Annotated in this window: 10 protein-coding genes; 7 read left to right on the top strand and 3 right to left on the bottom strand. The window is 54.2% G+C overall.

Annotated elements, in window-relative coordinates; genetic code table 11:
* Positions 1 to 392 precede the first annotated feature (392 nt).
* Positions 393 to 1,415, bottom strand: a complete 1,023-nt coding sequence (locus J3P34_RS09560) for a glycoside hydrolase family 5 protein (protein ID WP_246853639.1) — start codon at positions 1,413 to 1,415, stop codon at positions 393 to 395.
* 179 nt (positions 1,416 to 1,594) lie between these two features.
* Positions 1,595 to 3,901, bottom strand: coding sequence for a glycoside hydrolase family 3 N-terminal domain-containing protein (locus tag J3P34_RS09555; protein WP_246853637.1), 2,307 nt, complete (start codon positions 3,899 to 3,901; stop codon positions 1,595 to 1,597).
* A gap of 578 nt (positions 3,902 to 4,479) precedes the next feature.
* On the opposite strand from J3P34_RS09555, the gene J3P34_RS09550 reads away from it, so the two are divergent.
* The 7 genes from J3P34_RS09550 (at position 4,480) to J3P34_RS09520 (ending at position 15,157) form a co-directional block, all read left to right on the top strand.
* A complete protein-coding gene (locus J3P34_RS09550; protein WP_210488162.1) occupies positions 4,480 to 8,658 on the top strand; it encodes a hybrid sensor histidine kinase/response regulator transcription factor in 4,179 nt (1,392 codons plus the stop codon).
* A gap of 232 nt (positions 8,659 to 8,890) precedes the next feature.
* On the top strand, positions 8,891 to 10,684 hold the full coding sequence (locus tag J3P34_RS09545) for a glycoside hydrolase family 9 protein (protein WP_210488160.1): 1,794 nt from the start codon (positions 8,891 to 8,893) through the stop codon (positions 10,682 to 10,684).
* A 430-nt stretch (positions 10,685 to 11,114) separates the two neighbouring features.
* Positions 11,115 to 12,539, top strand: a complete 1,425-nt coding sequence (locus tag J3P34_RS09540) for a sugar MFS transporter (RefSeq protein WP_210488158.1) — start codon at positions 11,115 to 11,117, stop codon at positions 12,537 to 12,539.
* A 141-nt stretch (positions 12,540 to 12,680) separates the two neighbouring features.
* Positions 12,681 to 13,079 (top strand): hypothetical protein, encoded by a 399-nt coding sequence (locus J3P34_RS09535; RefSeq protein ID WP_210488156.1) that lies wholly within the window; start codon positions 12,681 to 12,683, stop codon positions 13,077 to 13,079.
* Between the two features lie 176 nt (positions 13,080 to 13,255).
* Positions 13,256 to 13,693 carry a DUF1801 domain-containing protein gene (locus tag J3P34_RS09530; protein ID WP_210488154.1) on the top strand — a complete coding sequence of 146 codons (438 nt, stop codon included), beginning with the start codon at positions 13,256 to 13,258 and terminating at the stop codon, positions 13,691 to 13,693.
* A gap of 87 nt (positions 13,694 to 13,780) precedes the next feature.
* Positions 13,781 to 14,470, top strand: coding sequence for a helix-turn-helix transcriptional regulator (locus J3P34_RS09525; RefSeq protein ID WP_210488152.1), 690 nt, complete (start codon positions 13,781 to 13,783; stop codon positions 14,468 to 14,470).
* A 159-nt stretch (positions 14,471 to 14,629) separates the two neighbouring features.
* A complete protein-coding gene (locus J3P34_RS09520) occupies positions 14,630 to 15,157 on the top strand; it encodes a DinB family protein (RefSeq protein ID WP_246853635.1) in 528 nt (175 codons plus the stop codon).
* A gap of 420 nt (positions 15,158 to 15,577) precedes the next feature.
* Here J3P34_RS09520 and J3P34_RS09515 read toward each other — a convergent pair whose 3' ends face one another.
* Positions 15,578 to 17,710 (bottom strand): glycoside hydrolase family 97 protein, encoded by a 2,133-nt coding sequence (locus J3P34_RS09515; protein ID WP_210488149.1) that lies wholly within the window; start codon positions 17,708 to 17,710, stop codon positions 15,578 to 15,580.
* Between the last annotated feature and the right edge of the window lie 120 nt (positions 17,711 to 17,830).

Here is a 17,830-nt window from a genome sequence, read left to right as displayed (position 1 = left end):
AGAACATCTAATTCTAACCGTTACCCTTCAAGAGCACCAACGGGGGTTGAACAATGCAGACTCTCCCCTTGAGGGGAGCGAAGAGGGGTGTTTACATCTGCCGAATTGCGCATTGGTGATAATGCTTTGCCTCTCTTAAGAGAAGATACTATTTGTAAATAGCTCTGGAATGCGTGCTCTCCTGTGTAAACACCCCTCTTAATCTCCCCTCAAGGGGAGAGTCTCCGTCAGGACTGAAATAACAGGGAGCCACCAGAGCTAAACAATTCTCAAGGTTTCCTAAAAACAGGCCTTAAACGCCTCTCCAGATTTGAGACCTACAAAAGCAGGAATCCCCGCTTAAATCTCTTTAAGCGGGGATTCCTGCTTTGAAAATGAATTGAACAACCCGGCTAAGGCTGCGTTTTCTCCTGTCTGGCTTTCTCCAAAAGCTCCTGCCGAACCAATTGGCCTGAAGGACTGATGTTGGCTTCGGTCCAAGGCCCTGCAACTGGAGAGCCTGGTTTCAGGGCGGACGCTGCTTCGTCTTTGTTAGCAACAGACCAGTTGCACCAGGAGATTTGGTGCTGGTCCAAGAAAGCCCACCAGGCCTTGGATTCCGCTTCGTCTACCTTACCGTTTCCGTCGGCGGCGCAGGTGCCGAATTCCGTCACAAACAGCGGCGCTCCTTTTGCAATGGCTTTGGAAGCGATGTTGCGGAGGTCCTGTTTGTGGGTGGCCGCGTAGTAGTGCAGGGTGTAGGCAATGTTGCGGGCGTTGATGGGGTTCTCCGCCGCCTCATCTACCCGCTGGGACCACATTCTGGTGCCGCAGACAATAACGTTATCGGGGTCGTGCTTTCTGATTTCCTGGATGATGGTCTCGTGGTAAGGCTTGATCTGGGCGGCCCAATCGGCGTCTTGCAGGGGCTCGTTGTAAGGTTCGTAGATCACGTTGGGGTACTCCCCGTAGTGCTGGGCCATTTCGCTAAAGAACGCTTTGGCCTCCTCGGTGTGCTTGTGCGCCTCATGGTCGTGCCAGTCAATGATGACGTAAATGCCCTCTTTGATGGCGGCTTCCACCACCGTGATCACCTTCTGCTTCTCGGCCTCGGGGTTCTTGAGGTAACCGCCCATGTCCACGCCCATGGCGGCCCGCACCACGGTATTCTGCCAATCGTCTTTCAGCCACTTTACGGTGGTAGGGTTGTAGAAGCTGCCCTGCCATTGGCTCCAGAAGAAAGACATACCCCGCAGCTGGACCGATTTGCCGTTCTGGTCTACCAGGTGCGTGCCCACAATGCTCAGTTGTCCGTGTTTCTCTACCGGCGTCTGCACCGCGGCAGGTTTGTCGGGGACGGTGCTTTTGCACCCAAAACAAACCACCGAGGCCAGCAGCACGGCGACGGTAAGGTACAGGAAATGCTTATTTTTCATGGAAGGAGGTAAGGTTTGGTTCTGAGAAAGATGGGCTCTTTTAAGGCTGGTTTCCGGGAAACGGCCCCTAATCAGCTTGCCAACAGAGATTTCTTAAGCCAAAAGAAACAAGCTTTCCGTTTCGGGGCTGCTTTTGGGAAAATGCACCCTAAACGGAAAGCTTGTTTACAGAATATCGGTTACTGAAGCGTCACCACGGTTTTCAGGTCGCCAACCATCAGGTCGAAAGCGCCGGGCTCAGTTACCCATTTGCCGGCCTCGTTCACGAACGCCAGGTCTTTGGCGGAGATGGTGAAGCTAACTTCTTTCTCCTCCCCGGGCTGCAGAGACACTTTGGAGAAAGCTCTCAGGCGTTTGGCAGAAGGGGTGATGCTGGCGTACTGGTCGTGACTGTAGAGTTCCACTGCTTTCTTGCCGGCCTTGCTGCCGGTGTTCCGCACCCGCACAGTTACCTTCAGGTTGTCATTGTTACCGAAGGTGGTTTTATCTACTCGCAGGTCAGAGAAAGCGAAAGTGGTGTAGCTCAGCCCGTGCCCGAATGGCCACTGTGGGTTGAAACCACGGTTTCCGGCTGCGTTAGGAATGTCCTCACGGATGATCTCGGTGCCTTTGTGGTCATAGGTCAGCACGTCGCCGGAGAATCTTGGGTAAGTGAAAGGCAATACGCCATCTGGGTTATAATCCCCGAACAGCACATCGGCAATCGCCGCAGCTCCGAAGGTAGCCGGACGGTAAGCCATCACAATTGCATCGGCAAGGGGCTCCACGGATGACAATACGCGTGGTCTGCCTTCCAGCAATACAATGATCACCGGTTTGCCGGTTTCTTTGGCGGCTCTCACCAGGGCTAGTTGGTTTTCCTCTAAGTCAAGTTCATCAATCACACCAGGGCTCTCGGCGTAGGCTTTCTCGCCTAAGCAAAGCACGATGGCTTGGGCCTGGGCAGCGTCTCTTTTCAGCTGGGCCACGCTGTAGTTGGCGGGGTTGCCGAATTCAGCCACAGAACGGGAGATCACATTGTTCTTCCCGATTTCGGCCACCAAGCCTTGTACCACGGTTTTGGCTTTGGCTGGGTACTGGGTTTCATCGGTTCCTTGCCAGATGTACGACCAGCTACCGTGTAATGCTGCCAAGGTATTGGCGGTTGGGCCAGCTACCACAATCTTAGAGGTCTTTTTGAGAGGCAGCACCTGGTTGTTGTTCTTCAGCAGGGTGATGCTTTCCAGCGCCGACTGCAGCGATACCTGGTCAAACTCAGGCTTATGGATGGTGTTTTTGAGGGCTGCTTTTGGTCTCACCTGCTCAAACAAGCCCAGTTTCTTTTTCAGGGCCAAGATACGGCGCACCGAGGTGTTGATACGGTCCTCAGAGATGGTGCCTTCTTTCACCAAAGCCACCAGGTGGTCATAGAAAGACAAATCCATAGGCACCATGCTCATGTCCAGGCCGGCATCCACGGCCATGCGCACGGCTTCTTTGGGCGTGGCGGCTACTTTATGGCGGGTGTGCAGACGAATCACATCTTCCCAGTCGGACACGGCTACGCCTTCAAAGCCCAGTTCGTTCCGCAGGATTTGGGTCAGGTAATATTTGCTGCCATGCACCGGCACGCCGTTGATCTCGCCGGAGTTGATCATGACAGTAGAAGCGCCGGCTTCCACGGCCGCTTTGAACGGCGGCAGGAAAATCTCGCGCAGCATCTGCTCAGGAATGTAAGAAGGCGTGCGGTCTTTACCGGTAGAAGGGTAGGAGTAGCCCAGGAAGTGCTTCATACAGGCAGCAACCGTGAAATCAGGGCCTTTTCCGTTCTGCTCATAGCCCCTGATGGCGGCCGCGCCCATGGTTTTCACCACAAACACGTCTTCGCCGAATGTTTCCTCAAAACGCGGCCACAGCGGCTGACGGCCCACGTCCAATACCGGGTCAAAGTTCCACGGAATACCGGCGGCCCTGGTCTCCAGGGCGGTGATCTGGGCCAAGCGGTTGACCAGCTCCGGGTTACGGGTGGCGGCCATGCCGATGTTGTGCGGGTAAAGGGTAGTGCCGGCCAGGTAGTTGTTCCCGTGGATGGCGTCAATGCCATAGATCACCGGAATCTTCAGGCGGGTTCTGTCGGTCACGTCATGGATGGCGTTCAGGACGGTGTGCCACTCGTCAATGGTGTAAGCACGGCCTTTCACGTTCAGGATGGATCCGATATGGTGGTTCACCAATACATTGCGCAGTTTGGCGGTGTCTACGGTGGCCGCTTCGCTGTCTTTCAGGATAAGGTCAATGGTGAGCTGCGTCATCTGCCCTACTTTTTCCTCCACGGTCATTCTGGAGAGCAGGTCCTCAATCTGCTGGTCGCGGGCCTGGGTGGCCGGGGCGGTGCTGGTGGCCGCAGACATGGAAGCTTCTGGTTTGTTTGACTGTCCAGTCTGGGTAGAACTGCAGGCCTGCAGCCCTAGCGCCAACACCAAAGCCATTGGGGTAAGGTATCTCATTGTTTTCGGTTGGTTGATTTTGGTCGGAAGATGCCCTGCCCCGGAGTGCCCGAAACAGGGATTGTACAAGTATAAAGCATCTTTTTGAGGAGACCTTCGGGCAGGGGCCATTCTTAACAAATGGACCACCAAAAGGAAACATTTGATACTTCCGGGGCGCTGCCAAAGCCGCTACCTTTGACCACAGTGGGAGTTTAGTGCCTTCCCCTATGGTTAACATTCTTTCGGCGGTCCAGTCAAAAATTGGGGTTCTGTTAGCAAAGTCGTAACTTTTGGGAGTTTAAACCTCAAAATGGCAAGCATCCGTTTCAAGGCAGTTTTCTGCAAAACGGCTTAAAAGCTTTCCTTGATTAGGGAACGTTTTACAGGATTGGTCTGTGTTGGAGGGGTTAGAATGATAACTGCCTCATTGGGTTTTAGTTAATTCTGAAAGCCCCGTTTTAATGCCGGTTTTCTGAAAACAGGCCTAAAAGACAAAGGAAAATGGGTGGGTGTCGCCTGCCGGTGAAGCATCAAATAAATGGCCCCAGCCCATGGTAAGGGGAGGGTTTAAGGTAAATTTCCACTGAAGATCAGGTATGGGAGTAAAAAGATGGTTAGTGGTAGTGCTGGTGCTGCTGGGGTCATTGGCCCAACAGAGTCAGGCGCAGGCGCCGGGGCAGTTCAGGTTTTCGTCTATAGACATGGACCAGGGCTTGTCCAGCAACCAGGTGAAGTGTTTTCTCAAAGACAGTCGCGGTTACCTGTGGGTGGGCACCGTCTCGGGTGGTCTGAACCGCTATGACGGCAATAAACTCAAGGTCTACAAATCGCAGTCCAACGACACCACTTCGCTCATCAGCAATGATGTGACCAAGCTGTTGGAAGGCCCTGATGGGCGCATCTGGGTGCAGACCTTCCAGGGCAATTGCATCTTTGACCCGCAGACCGAGCGCTTCTACCGCAACCCGCAAGCCTTTTATAGACAATATAAACTGCCGGCATCCAGCGTGGTGCAGGACATCCTCAAAGACCGCGAAGGCAACTTTTGGTTTGTAGTGTCGGGCCAGGGGCTGGTGAAGTACAATGTGCGTAATAAAAGCTCCGTGCACCTCAAGCACGCTTTCTCCGCCAAAAGCAGCCTGAGCACGAACAATATATCGTCCATCGGCCAGACCTCCCGTGGCGATATCTGGATGGTGCACCAGAACGGCCTCCTGGAGCGACTGGACGGCAAAACCCTCAAAGTGGTAGAGCGCAACGACGACATCTACCGCAAATACAGCCAGGAAACACACGACTACGCCCTCACCGTGGACGCTGGTAATGACCTGTGGCTCTACGTGCGTGAAAGGGAAGGCGGCGTTTACTTTTACTCCAGCGCAGGTAAAACGCTCCAGCATTTCCACAAAGACTCTCCGGGGCTGCAACTCAACAACAACCTGGTGCGCGGCATCATAGAAGGCGCCCCGGGCAAGATCTGGGTGGGCACCGATCACGGCGGCATCAACGTCATAGACAAGAATAACCTCACGGTCCAGTACATCCGGCACAACAAGGAATCTGCCCAGAGCCTGGTGGATAACAGCATCCACTCCCTGTACAAAGACAACCAAGGCATTATCTGGGTGGGTACCTTCAAAAAAGGCATCAACTACTACCACCAGAACATCATCCGGTTTCCGCATGTCAAGTCCCAGTCCTCGGTGCCGGGCAGCCTGCCGTTTGATGATGTGAACGCCTTTGCCGAAGATGCAAAAGGCAACCTTTGGATAGGCACGAACGGTGCCGGTCTGCTCTATTTAGACCGGGCCACCGGCCAGTACACCCGCTACACGCATAACCCCAAAGACGCTGCCAGCCTCTCCAGCGACATCATTGTGAGCCTGCTCATTGACCGTAACCAGAAACTGTGGGTGGGCACCTACCTGGGCGGGCTCTCGCGGCTGGAGGGCCAGAAGTTCGTGCATTACAAAAATGAGCCAGGAAATCCCCACAGCCTCTCTGACAACAACATCTGGGAAATGTACGAAGACACAAAGGGCAACCTCTGGATTGGAACCCTCAGGGGCGGGCTGGAACTCTTTGATCCGAAGCTGAACGGGTTTATCCACTCCAAAGGCGGTGCAGGCAAATTCCCCAACCACTGCGATTACATCAGCTCCATCACCGAGGACCGGCAGGGGAATCTCTGGGTGGGCGGCGGCTACGGTATTGACGTCTTCAACAAAGAAACGGGCAAGAGTACTTTTTTCCTCCATGATCCCAGGAACCCCAAGAGCCTGCTTAGCAACAACATCACTTATATAAAAAGAGACAGCCGGAATAACATTTGGATTGCGACCACTGAGGGGCTGGATCTGTACAATGAGCGCGATAACTCTTTCACCCATTTCACGGTCAAAGACGGATTGCCCAATAACACCATCACCACCATTCTGGAAGACAAAAGCGGTAACCTGTGGGTGAGCACCCATAACGGCATCGCCAACGTCATTGTCAAGCAACAGGGAAAGGGGTACCGCTATGATTTCGTAAGCTACGATGAGCAGGACGGCTTGCAGGGCAAAGCCTTCAATGAGAACGCGGCCCTCAGTACCCGCCGGGGGGAACTGATTTTTGGCGGCTCAAACGGTTTCAACCTTTTCACGCCCAGCCGGATTGAGAAGAACAAGGTAGCGCCCAAGGTGGTGTTCACAGATTTTCAGTTGTTCAACCGGAGCCTGGTGCCCAACCAACCCGTTGATGACCGCGTGATTCTGGAAAAGTCTATCTCTGATACCCGCGAAATCACCCTGCAACATGACGAGAACGTGTTCTCTATTGAGTTTGCGGCCCTGAACTACATTCACCCGGAGAAGAACCGCTACCGCTACAAACTGGAGGGCTTTGACAAGGAGTGGCACCCCATTACCGATGGCAACCGGAAAATCACCTACACCAACCTAGACCCCGGTGAGTATGAGTTCAAGGTGATGGCGGCTAACAATGACGGCGTTTGGACCCCAACCCCAGCTTCCATGAAGATCACTGTGCTGGCACCTTTCTGGCAAACGCCCCTGGCTTTTCTGCTGTACGCGGTGGTAGTAGTGGTGGGGCTGGTTATGATCCGGCGGATAGAACTCAAAAAGGCCATTGCTAGGTTTGAGATGGAGCAGGAGAGAAGGGAGGCCCGCCAGTTGCACGAGCTGGATATCCTTAAAATCAAGTTCTTTACCAACGTGAGCCATGAGTTCCGGACGCCGCTTACCCTCATTCTGGCGCCTATCGAGAAACTGCTGAAAACCACCACTGACCCCGAGGTGCACCAGCAGTACCAGATGATCAACAAGAACGCTCGGCGCCTCCTGAACATGGTGAACCAGCTGCTTGATTTCAAAAAGATGGACGTAGAGGACATCAAACTTTCGCCGTCTGAGGGTAACGTGGTGGCTTTTGTGGATGAGACCGTTCATTCCTTCGGGGACCTATCTGATAAGAAGCATATTTCCCTTTCCTTCCAGACCCAGGTGCCCGAGCTGCACACGTCCTTTGACAAGGACAAACTGGAGAAGATCCTGTTCAACCTGCTCTCCAACGCCTTTAAGTTCACCCCGGAGCACGGCCGTATCTCGGTGGAGTTCAACTGCCATAACAATGACTCCTCTTCAGAGGGAATCAAGATCCTGGAGATCAAAGTGAAGGACAGCGGCATTGGCATTGCCAAAGAAAACCACAAGAAGATCTTTGAGCGCTTCTTCCGCGACACCGTGCCCAGCCACATGGTGAACCAGGGCAGCGGCATCGGGTTGGCGTTGGTGCAGGAGTTTGTGCACCTGCACGGGGGCGTGATCTCCGTAGAAAGTGCCCCCGGCGAGGGAAGCACCTTTACCGTGACCATTCCGGTGAAAGAACTGAGCAAGGCCCAGGCCAGCGAGGAGATTCCGGTGGAAGAAATCAAGGAGCCAAACCAGCCGGTGCAGGCAGAACCCGCGAAACCCCAGAAACCGGTGTTCGCCGACAATAAACCCGTGGTGCTGGTGGTGGAAGACAACGACGATTTCAGGTTCTACCTCAAAGATAGCCTGAAACCGCACTTCAACATACTGGAAGCCCGCGACGGCAAGGAGGGTTGGCAAAAAGCACTCTTCCACCTGCCAGACCTCATTGTGAGCGACCTTATGATGCCCGAGGTAGACGGCATGGAGTTCTGCCAGAAGATAAAGGCCGACCCTAGAACCTCGCAAATCCCGTTTGTGTTGCTTACCGCCCACGCCTCAGACGAGAAGAAACTCAAAGGCCTGGATGTAGGCGCGAACGATTACCTGACCAAGCCTTTCAACTTTGACATGCTGCTCTCCCGCATCCGGAACCTGATATCCCAGCGGGCGCTTTTGCAGAAGGTGTTTGAGAAGAAGATAAGCGTGCAGGCCAGCGAGAACGAAATCGTGTCCCTGGACGATAAACTCATCCGGAAAGCCATCAAGTACGTGGAGGACAACCTGTCAAACCCAGACCTGTCGGTGGAGGAGATGAGCAAGGAACTGGGCGTGAGCCGGGTGCACCTCTATAAGAAGATGATGGCCATCACGGGGCAGTCGCCGGTAGAGTTCATCCGAAAGATACGCCTGCAGCATGCGGCCCAGTTCCTGGAGAAAAGTCAGCTGACCGTGGCCGAGGTGGCTTACAAGGTGGGCTTCAACAACCGGAAATACTTCACCAAATACTTCAAGGAGGAGTACAACATCCTGCCCTCGAATTACGCCGAAAGTCTGCAGAACGAGAAAAAGGAATCTTAAAGTCGTTTTAAGGCTGTTTTCTGAAAATCAGGTCGCAATCATTCGGCTTGACAGGCACGGGTTAACCGGAGAGGGACAGATTTGAAACATTTGGTGTACCCCGGCGCGGGTGGGCTTGCCTATCTTAGCCAACCAGAAAACAGCTTTTCTGAAGGGTATAAATGTCCCGTCCAGAAGGCTAATCCTCCATGTCTTTGTCCTTGGGCAAAGAAATAAATTGAAAAGAACAAACATGCGTCATCTCTACAAAACCTTGGGCGGAGCCCTGCTTTGCCTGTCCTTCTCCTGTGCCCAGGCACAGAAACCCTTGTCAAGCCAGGAGGCCATCCGCCTGAATCAGGTCGGTTTTTATCCAAACGCCTCCAAAATAGCCGTGGTGGTGGGCGAGAACAAAGGCGGCAAGTTCTTCGTGAAAACCGCCGATGGGTCTAAAACGGTCTTCACCGGCCAGCTCTCCGAGGCCAAAGCGGCCGAGCTTTCCGGCAAACCCACCCGGGTAGCGGATTTTAGCGTTTTCAGCGGCACGGGTTCTTACGTGCTGGAGATTCCCGGCGTAGGCAAGTCTTATCCGTTTGAGATCAAATCGGAGGTGCACGGACCGGTGGCGGCTGCAGCCATCAAGGGCTTTTACTACCAGCGCACGGCTATTGAACTGCCTGAGAAATTCGCTGGAAAATGGCATCGGCCGGCAGGCCACCCAGATGACAAGGTGCTGGTACATGCCTCGGCGGCTACCGCCCAGCGTCCGGCTGGTACAGTGATTTCATCCACTAAGGGCTGGTATGATGCCGGTGACTACAACAAGTACATCGTGAACAGCGGCATCACCATGGGCACGCTGCTCTCGTCTTACGAGGATTTCCCCAAGTTCTACGCCGCCCAGAAACTGAACATACCCGAGAGCGGGAACACCGTGCCGGATTTGCTAGACGAGGCCCTCTGGAACCTGCGGTGGATGCTGACCATGCAAGACCCTAATGACGGTGGCGTGTACCACAAATTGACGAACCCTGCGTTCGACGGAATGGTGATGCCCCATGAGGCCACCAAACCCCGCTACGTGGTGCAGAAAGGAACCGGCGCGGCCCTGAACTTCGCGGCCGTGATGGCGCAGGCCAGCCGCGTGTACAAGAGCTTCCCCAAAGAGTTTCCGGGCCTGGCTGATTCCTGCCTTACCGCCGCCACCAAAGCCTGGGAGTGGGCGCAGAAGAACCCCAACGTGGCCTATGAGCAGGATGACATGAACAAGAACTTCGACCCGGATGTGACCACCGGCGCTTACGGCGACAAAGACTTCAACGATGAACGTCTGTGGGCCGCCGCCGAGCTCTACACCACCACCCAGAAAGAAAGCTACTACCAGGCGGTGAACGTGCTGCCCGATGCCAAAATGCCGCTGCCCAGCTGGGCGCAGGTACGTTTGCTGGGCTACTATACCCTGCTGCGGAACAAGAACCAGAAAGGCGCCGCCCAGAAGGACCTGCCGGAGATCAGAAAAAGGCTGCTGCAGTCCGCCGATGACATGGTGACGGGCGCCGCCAACGCTTCTTACAGAATGGTCATGGGCCGGGCCAAGGAAGATTACGTGTGGGGCAGCTCGTCAGTGGCTGCGAACCAGGGCGTATTGCTGGTGCAGGCCTACCAACTCACCGGCGATAAAAAGTATCTGCAAGCCGCGCTCTCCAATCTGGATTACCTCCTGGGCCGTAATGCCGTGGGTTACTCTTTTGTGACCGGGTTCGGGGAGAAAAGCACCATGCGCCCACACCACCGCCCTTCCATCGCCGATGGTGTTGCGGAGCCGGTACCGGGCTTGCTTTCCGGGGGCACCAACGGCAACGCCAACAAGCAGGATAAGTGCGAAGGCTACACCGCCACTTCCCCGGATGAGATGTACCTGGACGTAGATTGCTCTTACGCCTCCAACGAGATCGCCATTAACTGGAATGCCCCGCTGGTGTATTTGACCGGTGCCATGGAGGCCCTGCAGCTACAGGCCGGTTTTGCCGCGAAAAGCACGAAGTAACCAAAGCAGTTCGCCTGTTAGGGTGTTTATGAGGCTTCAAGGGTAGAAATTGCTTTCTGCCTTTGAAGCCTTTCATTTATAAATCTGCTAAATTGTTTTACTAAGCTGCAAACGGATTTTCTGCTGGCTTTTATGGCTAAAATCTGAAGATAAAGCAGTATACTTGAAGATTCTATGGACAGAAAGCCGCTACTACCTATCGGTTGCTTTTCTGAAGGATAGGAGGCAACACGGAGGCGGCTGGTTTTGGGCTTGTTTTTGCAAAAATCGACCTGAAACAGAAACCGCCGGGGGGAGGATTGGTGAAGTACTATTGCCGATGTCTCGCTGTCCGTAATGCCTAACCCTTCCCGAGGAAAAGCTTGGGTAGCCCGCTTCTGAAAACCAGAACTGAATACGTTTCATCCCCTTACCAAACAAAACAAACCATATGGCAGGAATTTCCAGCAGCGCGGCCTCGGCTCCCGCGGTAACAGAGCCCGGTACCACCAGCAAGAGCTACACCGGTGCCTTGATGACGGTGACCATGCTCTTCTTCATGTGGGGCTTCATCACATGCATGAATGACATCCTTATCCCCAAACTCCAGCAGGTCTTCACGCTGCAGAACTGGCAGGCGATGCTCATCCAGACGGCCTTCTTTGGGGCCTATTTCATCGTCTCGCTCCTCTACTTCATCTTCTCAGTGACCAAAGGCGACCCTATCCTGAAAATCGGGTACAAGAACGGAATCATTGTAGGATTGGCGGTGACGGCCATCGGCTGCCTGCTGTTCCTGCCTGCCGCTGATTCCCATTCCTACGGTTTGTTTCTGGGTGCTTTGTTCGTACTGGCCTCAGGCATTACGGTGCTGCAGATCACGGCCAACCCGTACGTGTCCATCCTGGGGCCGCCGGAGTCTTCTTCCAGCCGCATGAACATGACCCAGGCCTTGAACTCCTTCGGGACAACCATCGCACCTATCATCGGGGGCTACCTCATCTTTGACCAGGTGTCCAACGATGCCGCTACCGCAGACTCGGTGAAAATGCCGTACGTAGGGCTGGCCATTACCCTCATTGTGATTGCCGTGATCATCAAACTGGCCCGCCTGCCCCGCCTCACCGGCGATGGTGCCGTGGTAGTGGCCGGCTCGGGCGCTTTGCAGCACAAGCACCTGGTGCTGGGGATTATCTGTATTTTCATGTACGTGGGTGGCGAGGTGGCCGTGGGCAGCATGCTCATCAACTACTTCAAGTTGCCGCAGATCGCGGGTCTGGACGAGTCTGAGGCCAAGCACTTCCTGTCGTTCTACTGGGGCGGCGCCATGATTGGGCGATTCTTCGGGGCGGTGGCGCTGGCGCAGTTCCGCAACAACTCGCTTAAGTACGTGATCATGGCCGTGATTGCGGCGGTGACTTTTGGGACAGTTTACGCCATTTATGACCTGAACCAGGCGCTCATCATCCTGGGGCTGATTGCCGCCAACTTTGTGGTGTTGCTGCTGGGCCGTTTCATTCCTAACCGTACCGTGGGCCTGTACGCCACGGCCGTGATTGTGCTGCTCCTGATCGGAACCTTTGGGCAGGGCGCGGTGGCCATGTGGGCAGTGATTGGGATTGGGTTGTTCAACTCCGTGATGTTCCCTACCATCTTTGACCTGGCCATCAAAGGTCTGGGCGTACACACAAGCCAGGGCTCATCGCTACTGGTGATGGCCATTGTGGGCGGCGCCATCGTGCCGCCGCTGCAAGGCGTGGTGGCCGACGTGACCGGCGACGTGCAGCTTTCCTTTATTGTGCCCATGCTCTGCTACGCATACATCGTTTTCTACGGCTTCAGGGGCTACAGAACCCGCGATGCCCATTTAAGGTAAGACCTTCGTTTGGGGCCTGTTTCAGAAAAACAGGCCCCAAACGGATTTATTTAGATAGGGAACGGCCCGGGAAGATTAGCTCTTTCCGGGCCGTTCCCTTTTGTTTTTTCCTGATGAAAAATTTATACCTTGGCCCAACGTATGAACACAAGAATTATAATGTCGGGCAGCGCGGTGGTGATGGCTGTTTTAGGGTTAACGGCTTCCTTTCTGCCGCAGGAGGTGCTGGCGTCCCTTGGCGCCGAGGCTACCGGAATGGCGCCGTTGCTGGTGCAGTTGCTTGGCGCGCTGTACCTGGGCTTCGCCATCCTGAACTGGATGGCCAAGGGTATCCTTATCGGCGGGATCTACGCCCGTCCGCTGGCCATGGGCAATTTCCTGCACTTCTTCGCCGGGGCAATGGCGCTCCTGAAAGGCCTGCAGGCCGGTCATCAGCACCAAATTACCTGGGCTTTGGCGTTGGTGTACGCCTCTCTGGCGCTGCTTTTTGGCCTGATTTCGTTCCGGCATCCGGCTAAGGCCTCGCTGGCGGGCAAGTAATCTCTGAGGAGAACGTCGCCGGTTTATTCTCAAGCCGATTTTAGAAAACCGGGCCTGAAACGCCTATCCAAGGATTTCCCATTTGGCGGTTTTTTCGGGCAAATGCTCCTCAGATTCATCAATTTGGGTTATCTTCATTCTATGTGAACCGTTTTTTGAAAGTAAACACCAGCGATATGGAAGCGGACGAAATCCAGAAGTTTGACACCGTGGAGGAGCTGTTGGCCTTTCTACCCCTGGAAGAGCGGAAACTGGTGGCCGAGCTGCGGCAACTGGTTCTGGAGTGCCTGCCGTTCTGCGCTGAGAAGCTTTCCTACAACGTGCCGTTCTACGTGGGCCATACCCGCATCTGCTTTATCTGGCCCGGCTCCTTGCCTTGGGGACCCGTGAAGCAACAAGGCGTGCAGCTGGGCTTCTGCAACGGAAACCTGCTGCAAGATGACTCCAACTACCTGGAAAAAGGCAGGCGAAAACAGGTGTTTACCAAAACCTTTCACCACGTACAGGACCTGGACTATGACCTGATCAGGATGCTGCTCTACGATGCCGGGGAGGTGGATGCCAGGCTGTTTGCCCAGAAGAAAGAGCGCAGCAAAGTCCGCCGGAAAGCCTAACCAAAGGCTTTTGTGAAAGGCAGCAGGTGAGAGGCTGCATTGTTCCAGAAAGAACCTTTTCCTATCATTGGCAAAACAACTGAACTTATGAACCGGGTAGACAGGCTTTTCGGGATACTGACGTTGCTGCAGTCCAAGAAATACGTGACCGCCGAGAAGATTGCCGAGGCGTTTGACATCAGTGTGCGCACCGTGTACCGCGACATGAAGGCGCTGGGTGAGCAGGGCGTGCCCGTGGGCTTTGAGCCGCACAAGGGTTATTTTGTGGTGCAGGGCTACTTTCTGCCGCCCGTCTCCTTCACCTCTGAGGAAGCCAATGCCCTGCTTCTGATGGAGGCCATGGTCTTTGGGTTCACCGATAAATCCATTCACACGCACTATGCCTCAGCGCTGAACAAGGTGAAAGCCGTCCTGCGCACGACCCAAAAAGAAAAGCTGGACTTCCTGAACAACCACATCAAGCTGCAGTTGCCACCGTGCCTCAATAACGACTACGAGTACCTAGCGCTCATCCAGCAGGCCATCTCAGATAGAACCATCCTGGAAATCGGCTACAAAAACAAAAACGAGGAAGTCAGCAAGCGGCAACTGGAACCCATCGGGCTGATCTTCTACGCCTACAGCTGGCACCTCATCGGGTGGTGCCATCACCGCCAGGACTACCGCGATTTCAAAGTCTCCCGCATCCTCACCATCAGTAACACTGGACTGCCTTTTCTCAAAACCGAGCACCTGCCGGTAAGCGAGTACATGAAACAACTGCCCGTGCCGTATTGATTTTGGAGGTTTGTCTAGTATACCGTTTTCAGGCTCTTTTTCCAGAAATCAGGCTTAAGTCAGGACTTCAAAAAATAAATTTCATTTCCTGAAAGTAGACTGCCATAGGGTTGTCAGTGGGTGACGGTTTCTTTGTGTCATCACTAAACCACTAACCTTATGTCAGAGATGCAAACCTCCATCGCCACCACCACTATCCTGGATCTGCTCGCCAAAGAAATGGAGCAGGAAGCCGTTACCACCCGTAAAATGCTGGAGCGTATTCCGGATGACAAGTTCGACTGGAGACCTCACCCCAAAAGCATGGACATCCGCACGCTGGCTACGCACATTGCGAACTTGCCGTCTTGGGTAGGCATGACCCTGACTACGAGTGAACTGGATTTCGCCCAAAACCCGTACCGGCCCAAAGTTGTAAATACCACTGCTGAGGTGCTGGCCTATTTTGAGGAAATGCTGGAAGACGCCAGAAAGTATTTCGCCGAAGGCTCTGATGATCAACTAGACGAGTCCTGGACTCTCAGAGAAGGAGACACCATTTATCTCACCTCCACCAAGTACGACGTGCTGCGCATGACCATGAGCCAGATCATCCACCACCGGGCGCAACTGGGCGTGTTCCTGCGTCTGCTCGACATACCCATCCCCGGTAGCTACGGCCCCAGCGCCGATGAACCGGGAATGTAGATAATAACCTGCAAGTAACATCAAGGTGGCTGTTCACCTGAACTTATCTACCTTAATTATCACGCATTCCGTCCCCCTTTGAAGGGGGTAGGGGGGATGATTTCTCTTGCTGATCACACACATTCCCGATTTGGTAGGGGCAATCCCTTGTGGTTGCCCTTACTTGAGTCCCGCCTAGTTCGATTACAAAAGCAGAACAGTTCTTGAAACGGCCTTGTCATCCCCCTACCCCCTTCAAAGGGGGACGGAATGCGTGTAAAATTTTAGAAGAATAGACTTAAAATCGGAGTTGTCGTTTCGCGGATGTTGAGGTGTTTCTGAACAGTTGCTGCCATTTCCCGAGCCAAGGTCCTTCATAGAAACAAAACGCCCCGCCTAGTTTATTGGCGGGGCGTTTTGTTATAACAGGTAAGAAACGCCTTACAACTTAGGCAAGTCTTTCACTTCTTTCTTGCTGCCTTCTTTGATGCTGATGGCCAGGCCGCCGCTGGAGGCTAGTTTCTGCTTCAGGACACTGCCAGGCGTTACCACTACTTTCCGGATGGTGTAGCTCTGCGGTTTTTTGTCGTAGCTGGCATCTGCGCCGTCTGCGTAAATGGTGGCGATGTACTGCTTGCCTTTGGGCAGGAAAGAGAAGTTCACGGTGGCGGTGCGCGGGTTCTCGTCGGTGACGCCGCCCACGAACCACTCGTCTTTGCCTTTGGCCTTGCGGGCAGTGGTCACGTAGTCGCCGGGCTCGGCTTCCAGCACGTAGGTGTCATCCCAATCCACGGCCACGTCTTTGATGAACTGAAACGCATCGGGGAAGCGGAGGTAGTTCTCAGGCATATCGGCGGCCATCTGCAGCGGGCTGTACATGGTCACGTAGTAGGCCAGCTGCTTCACCAGGGTGGTGTTCACGCGGTTGCCATGTCCGTAAATAGATAAATCGGTCTGGAAAATGCCGGGCGTGTAGTCCATGGGGCCACCCATGAGGCGGGTAAACGGAAGGATGGTGGTGTGCTCGGGCGCAAGTCCGCCCATGGCTTCAAACTCAGTTCCTCTAGCAGATTCCTGCGCGATCCAGTTAGGGTATGTGCGGTTAAGGCCGGTAGGACGCACGGCTTCGTGGCTGTTGACCATGATCTTGTAATCGGCGGCGGTGTTGGCTACGTGAATGTAGTGGTTCACCATCCATTGGCCGTCGTGGTGCTCGCCGCGCGGAATGATCTGGCCCACGTAGCCGGTTTTCACGGCGTTGTAGCCATTGTCTACCATGAACTGGAAAGCAGGGTGCAGGCGGCGCTCGTAGTTGGTAGCAGAGGCCGAGGTCTCGTGGTGCATCATGATCTTCACCTTTTTAGACGCGGCATAGCGCTGCAGCTCCTTCACATCGAAGTCCGGGTAAGGAGTCACAAAGTCAAACACGTTTTCTTTCCAGTTCCCGATCCAGTCTTCCCAGCCGATGTTCCAGCCTTCCACCAGCACGGCATCGAATCCATGCTCAGCGGCGAAGTCAATATGTCTTTTCACGTTCTGGGTGGTGGCGCCGTGGCGGTTGTTGGGCGTAAGTTTGCTGAAATCCTGGTCCAGTTTCACGTTGTTCTCGGTACCGTAGGCCCAGGTGCTTTTGCCGGCCACAAAGTATTCCCACCACACGCCAATGTATTTCACCGGCTTGATCCAGGAAACGTCTTTGTATTTGGTAGGCTCGTTCAGGTTCAGAATCAGTTTGGATGCCAGAATGTCGGTGGCTTTGTCGCTCACGATGATCGTGCGCCAAGGCGTCTGGGCATCGGTTTGCATGTAGCCCTTGTTGCCCACGGCATCGGGCACCAGGTGCGATTTCATCCGGAGGGTTTTGGCATCCACTTCCAGGTCCATGGCCGGGTAGTTGATGAGCGCCGCCTCGTGAATGTTAATGTACAAGCCATCAGAAGACTTCATCATGGAAGGCGTCTGCACCGATGGTTCTTTGATAGGCGTCTGGGCCGTGATCTGCACCGTGGCTTTCTTCTGCAGGCCTGGGATCTCCGATACTTTAGACGTGGTGTACGGGTACTCATTCGTGTCATAGTCGCCCGGAATCCAGAAGATCTTGTGGTCGCCGGCCAGATTGAACTGCGAGTGCTCTTCCTTGATCACGAAGTAGTTCAGCTCCTTCTGTTTCGGGAACTCGTAGCGGAAGCCCAGCCCGTCATTGAACAACCGGAAACGGAGACGGATGGTGCGGTCTTTCTGCGCCTTCTGCGTCAACGTCACCAACAACTCGTTGTAGTTGTTTCTAATGGTTTTCTGCTCGCCCAGCACCGGCTCCCAGGTATCGTTCACCGATTGCAGCTCGGTTTTTACCACGGTGAAGCCGTCCAGGAAAGAAGCCACATCCTTGGTTTCAATGCCCAAAGTGCTGGGTTTGATAACCGGTTTTTTCTTGTACGTCAGTTGGTAAGTGGGAACGCCTTTCTCTTTCAGCTCAAACTTGAACGTGAGGTTCTTGTCTGGCGAGGTGAGCGTCTGGGCCTGCAACTGCACTGTGAAGAGGCAGGCCATGAGGAACAGTAGGATTCTTTGCATGGGGTAAATTAGGATATAGGTATAGGGTTCGGGGTGTTTTCAGGCCAATTTTAGAGAAACAGTCCGAAAACGGTTTTCTCTTTCCAGCCATCGGCTTGTAAGCCTGAAGCCAAAACGGAG

This window comes from Rufibacter aurantiacus (assembly GCF_017916345.1).
GTDB classification, from domain to species: Bacteria; Bacteroidota; Bacteroidia; order Cytophagales; family Hymenobacteraceae; genus Nibribacter; species Nibribacter roseolus.
This window is presented reverse-complemented; position numbering and strand designations above follow the sequence as displayed.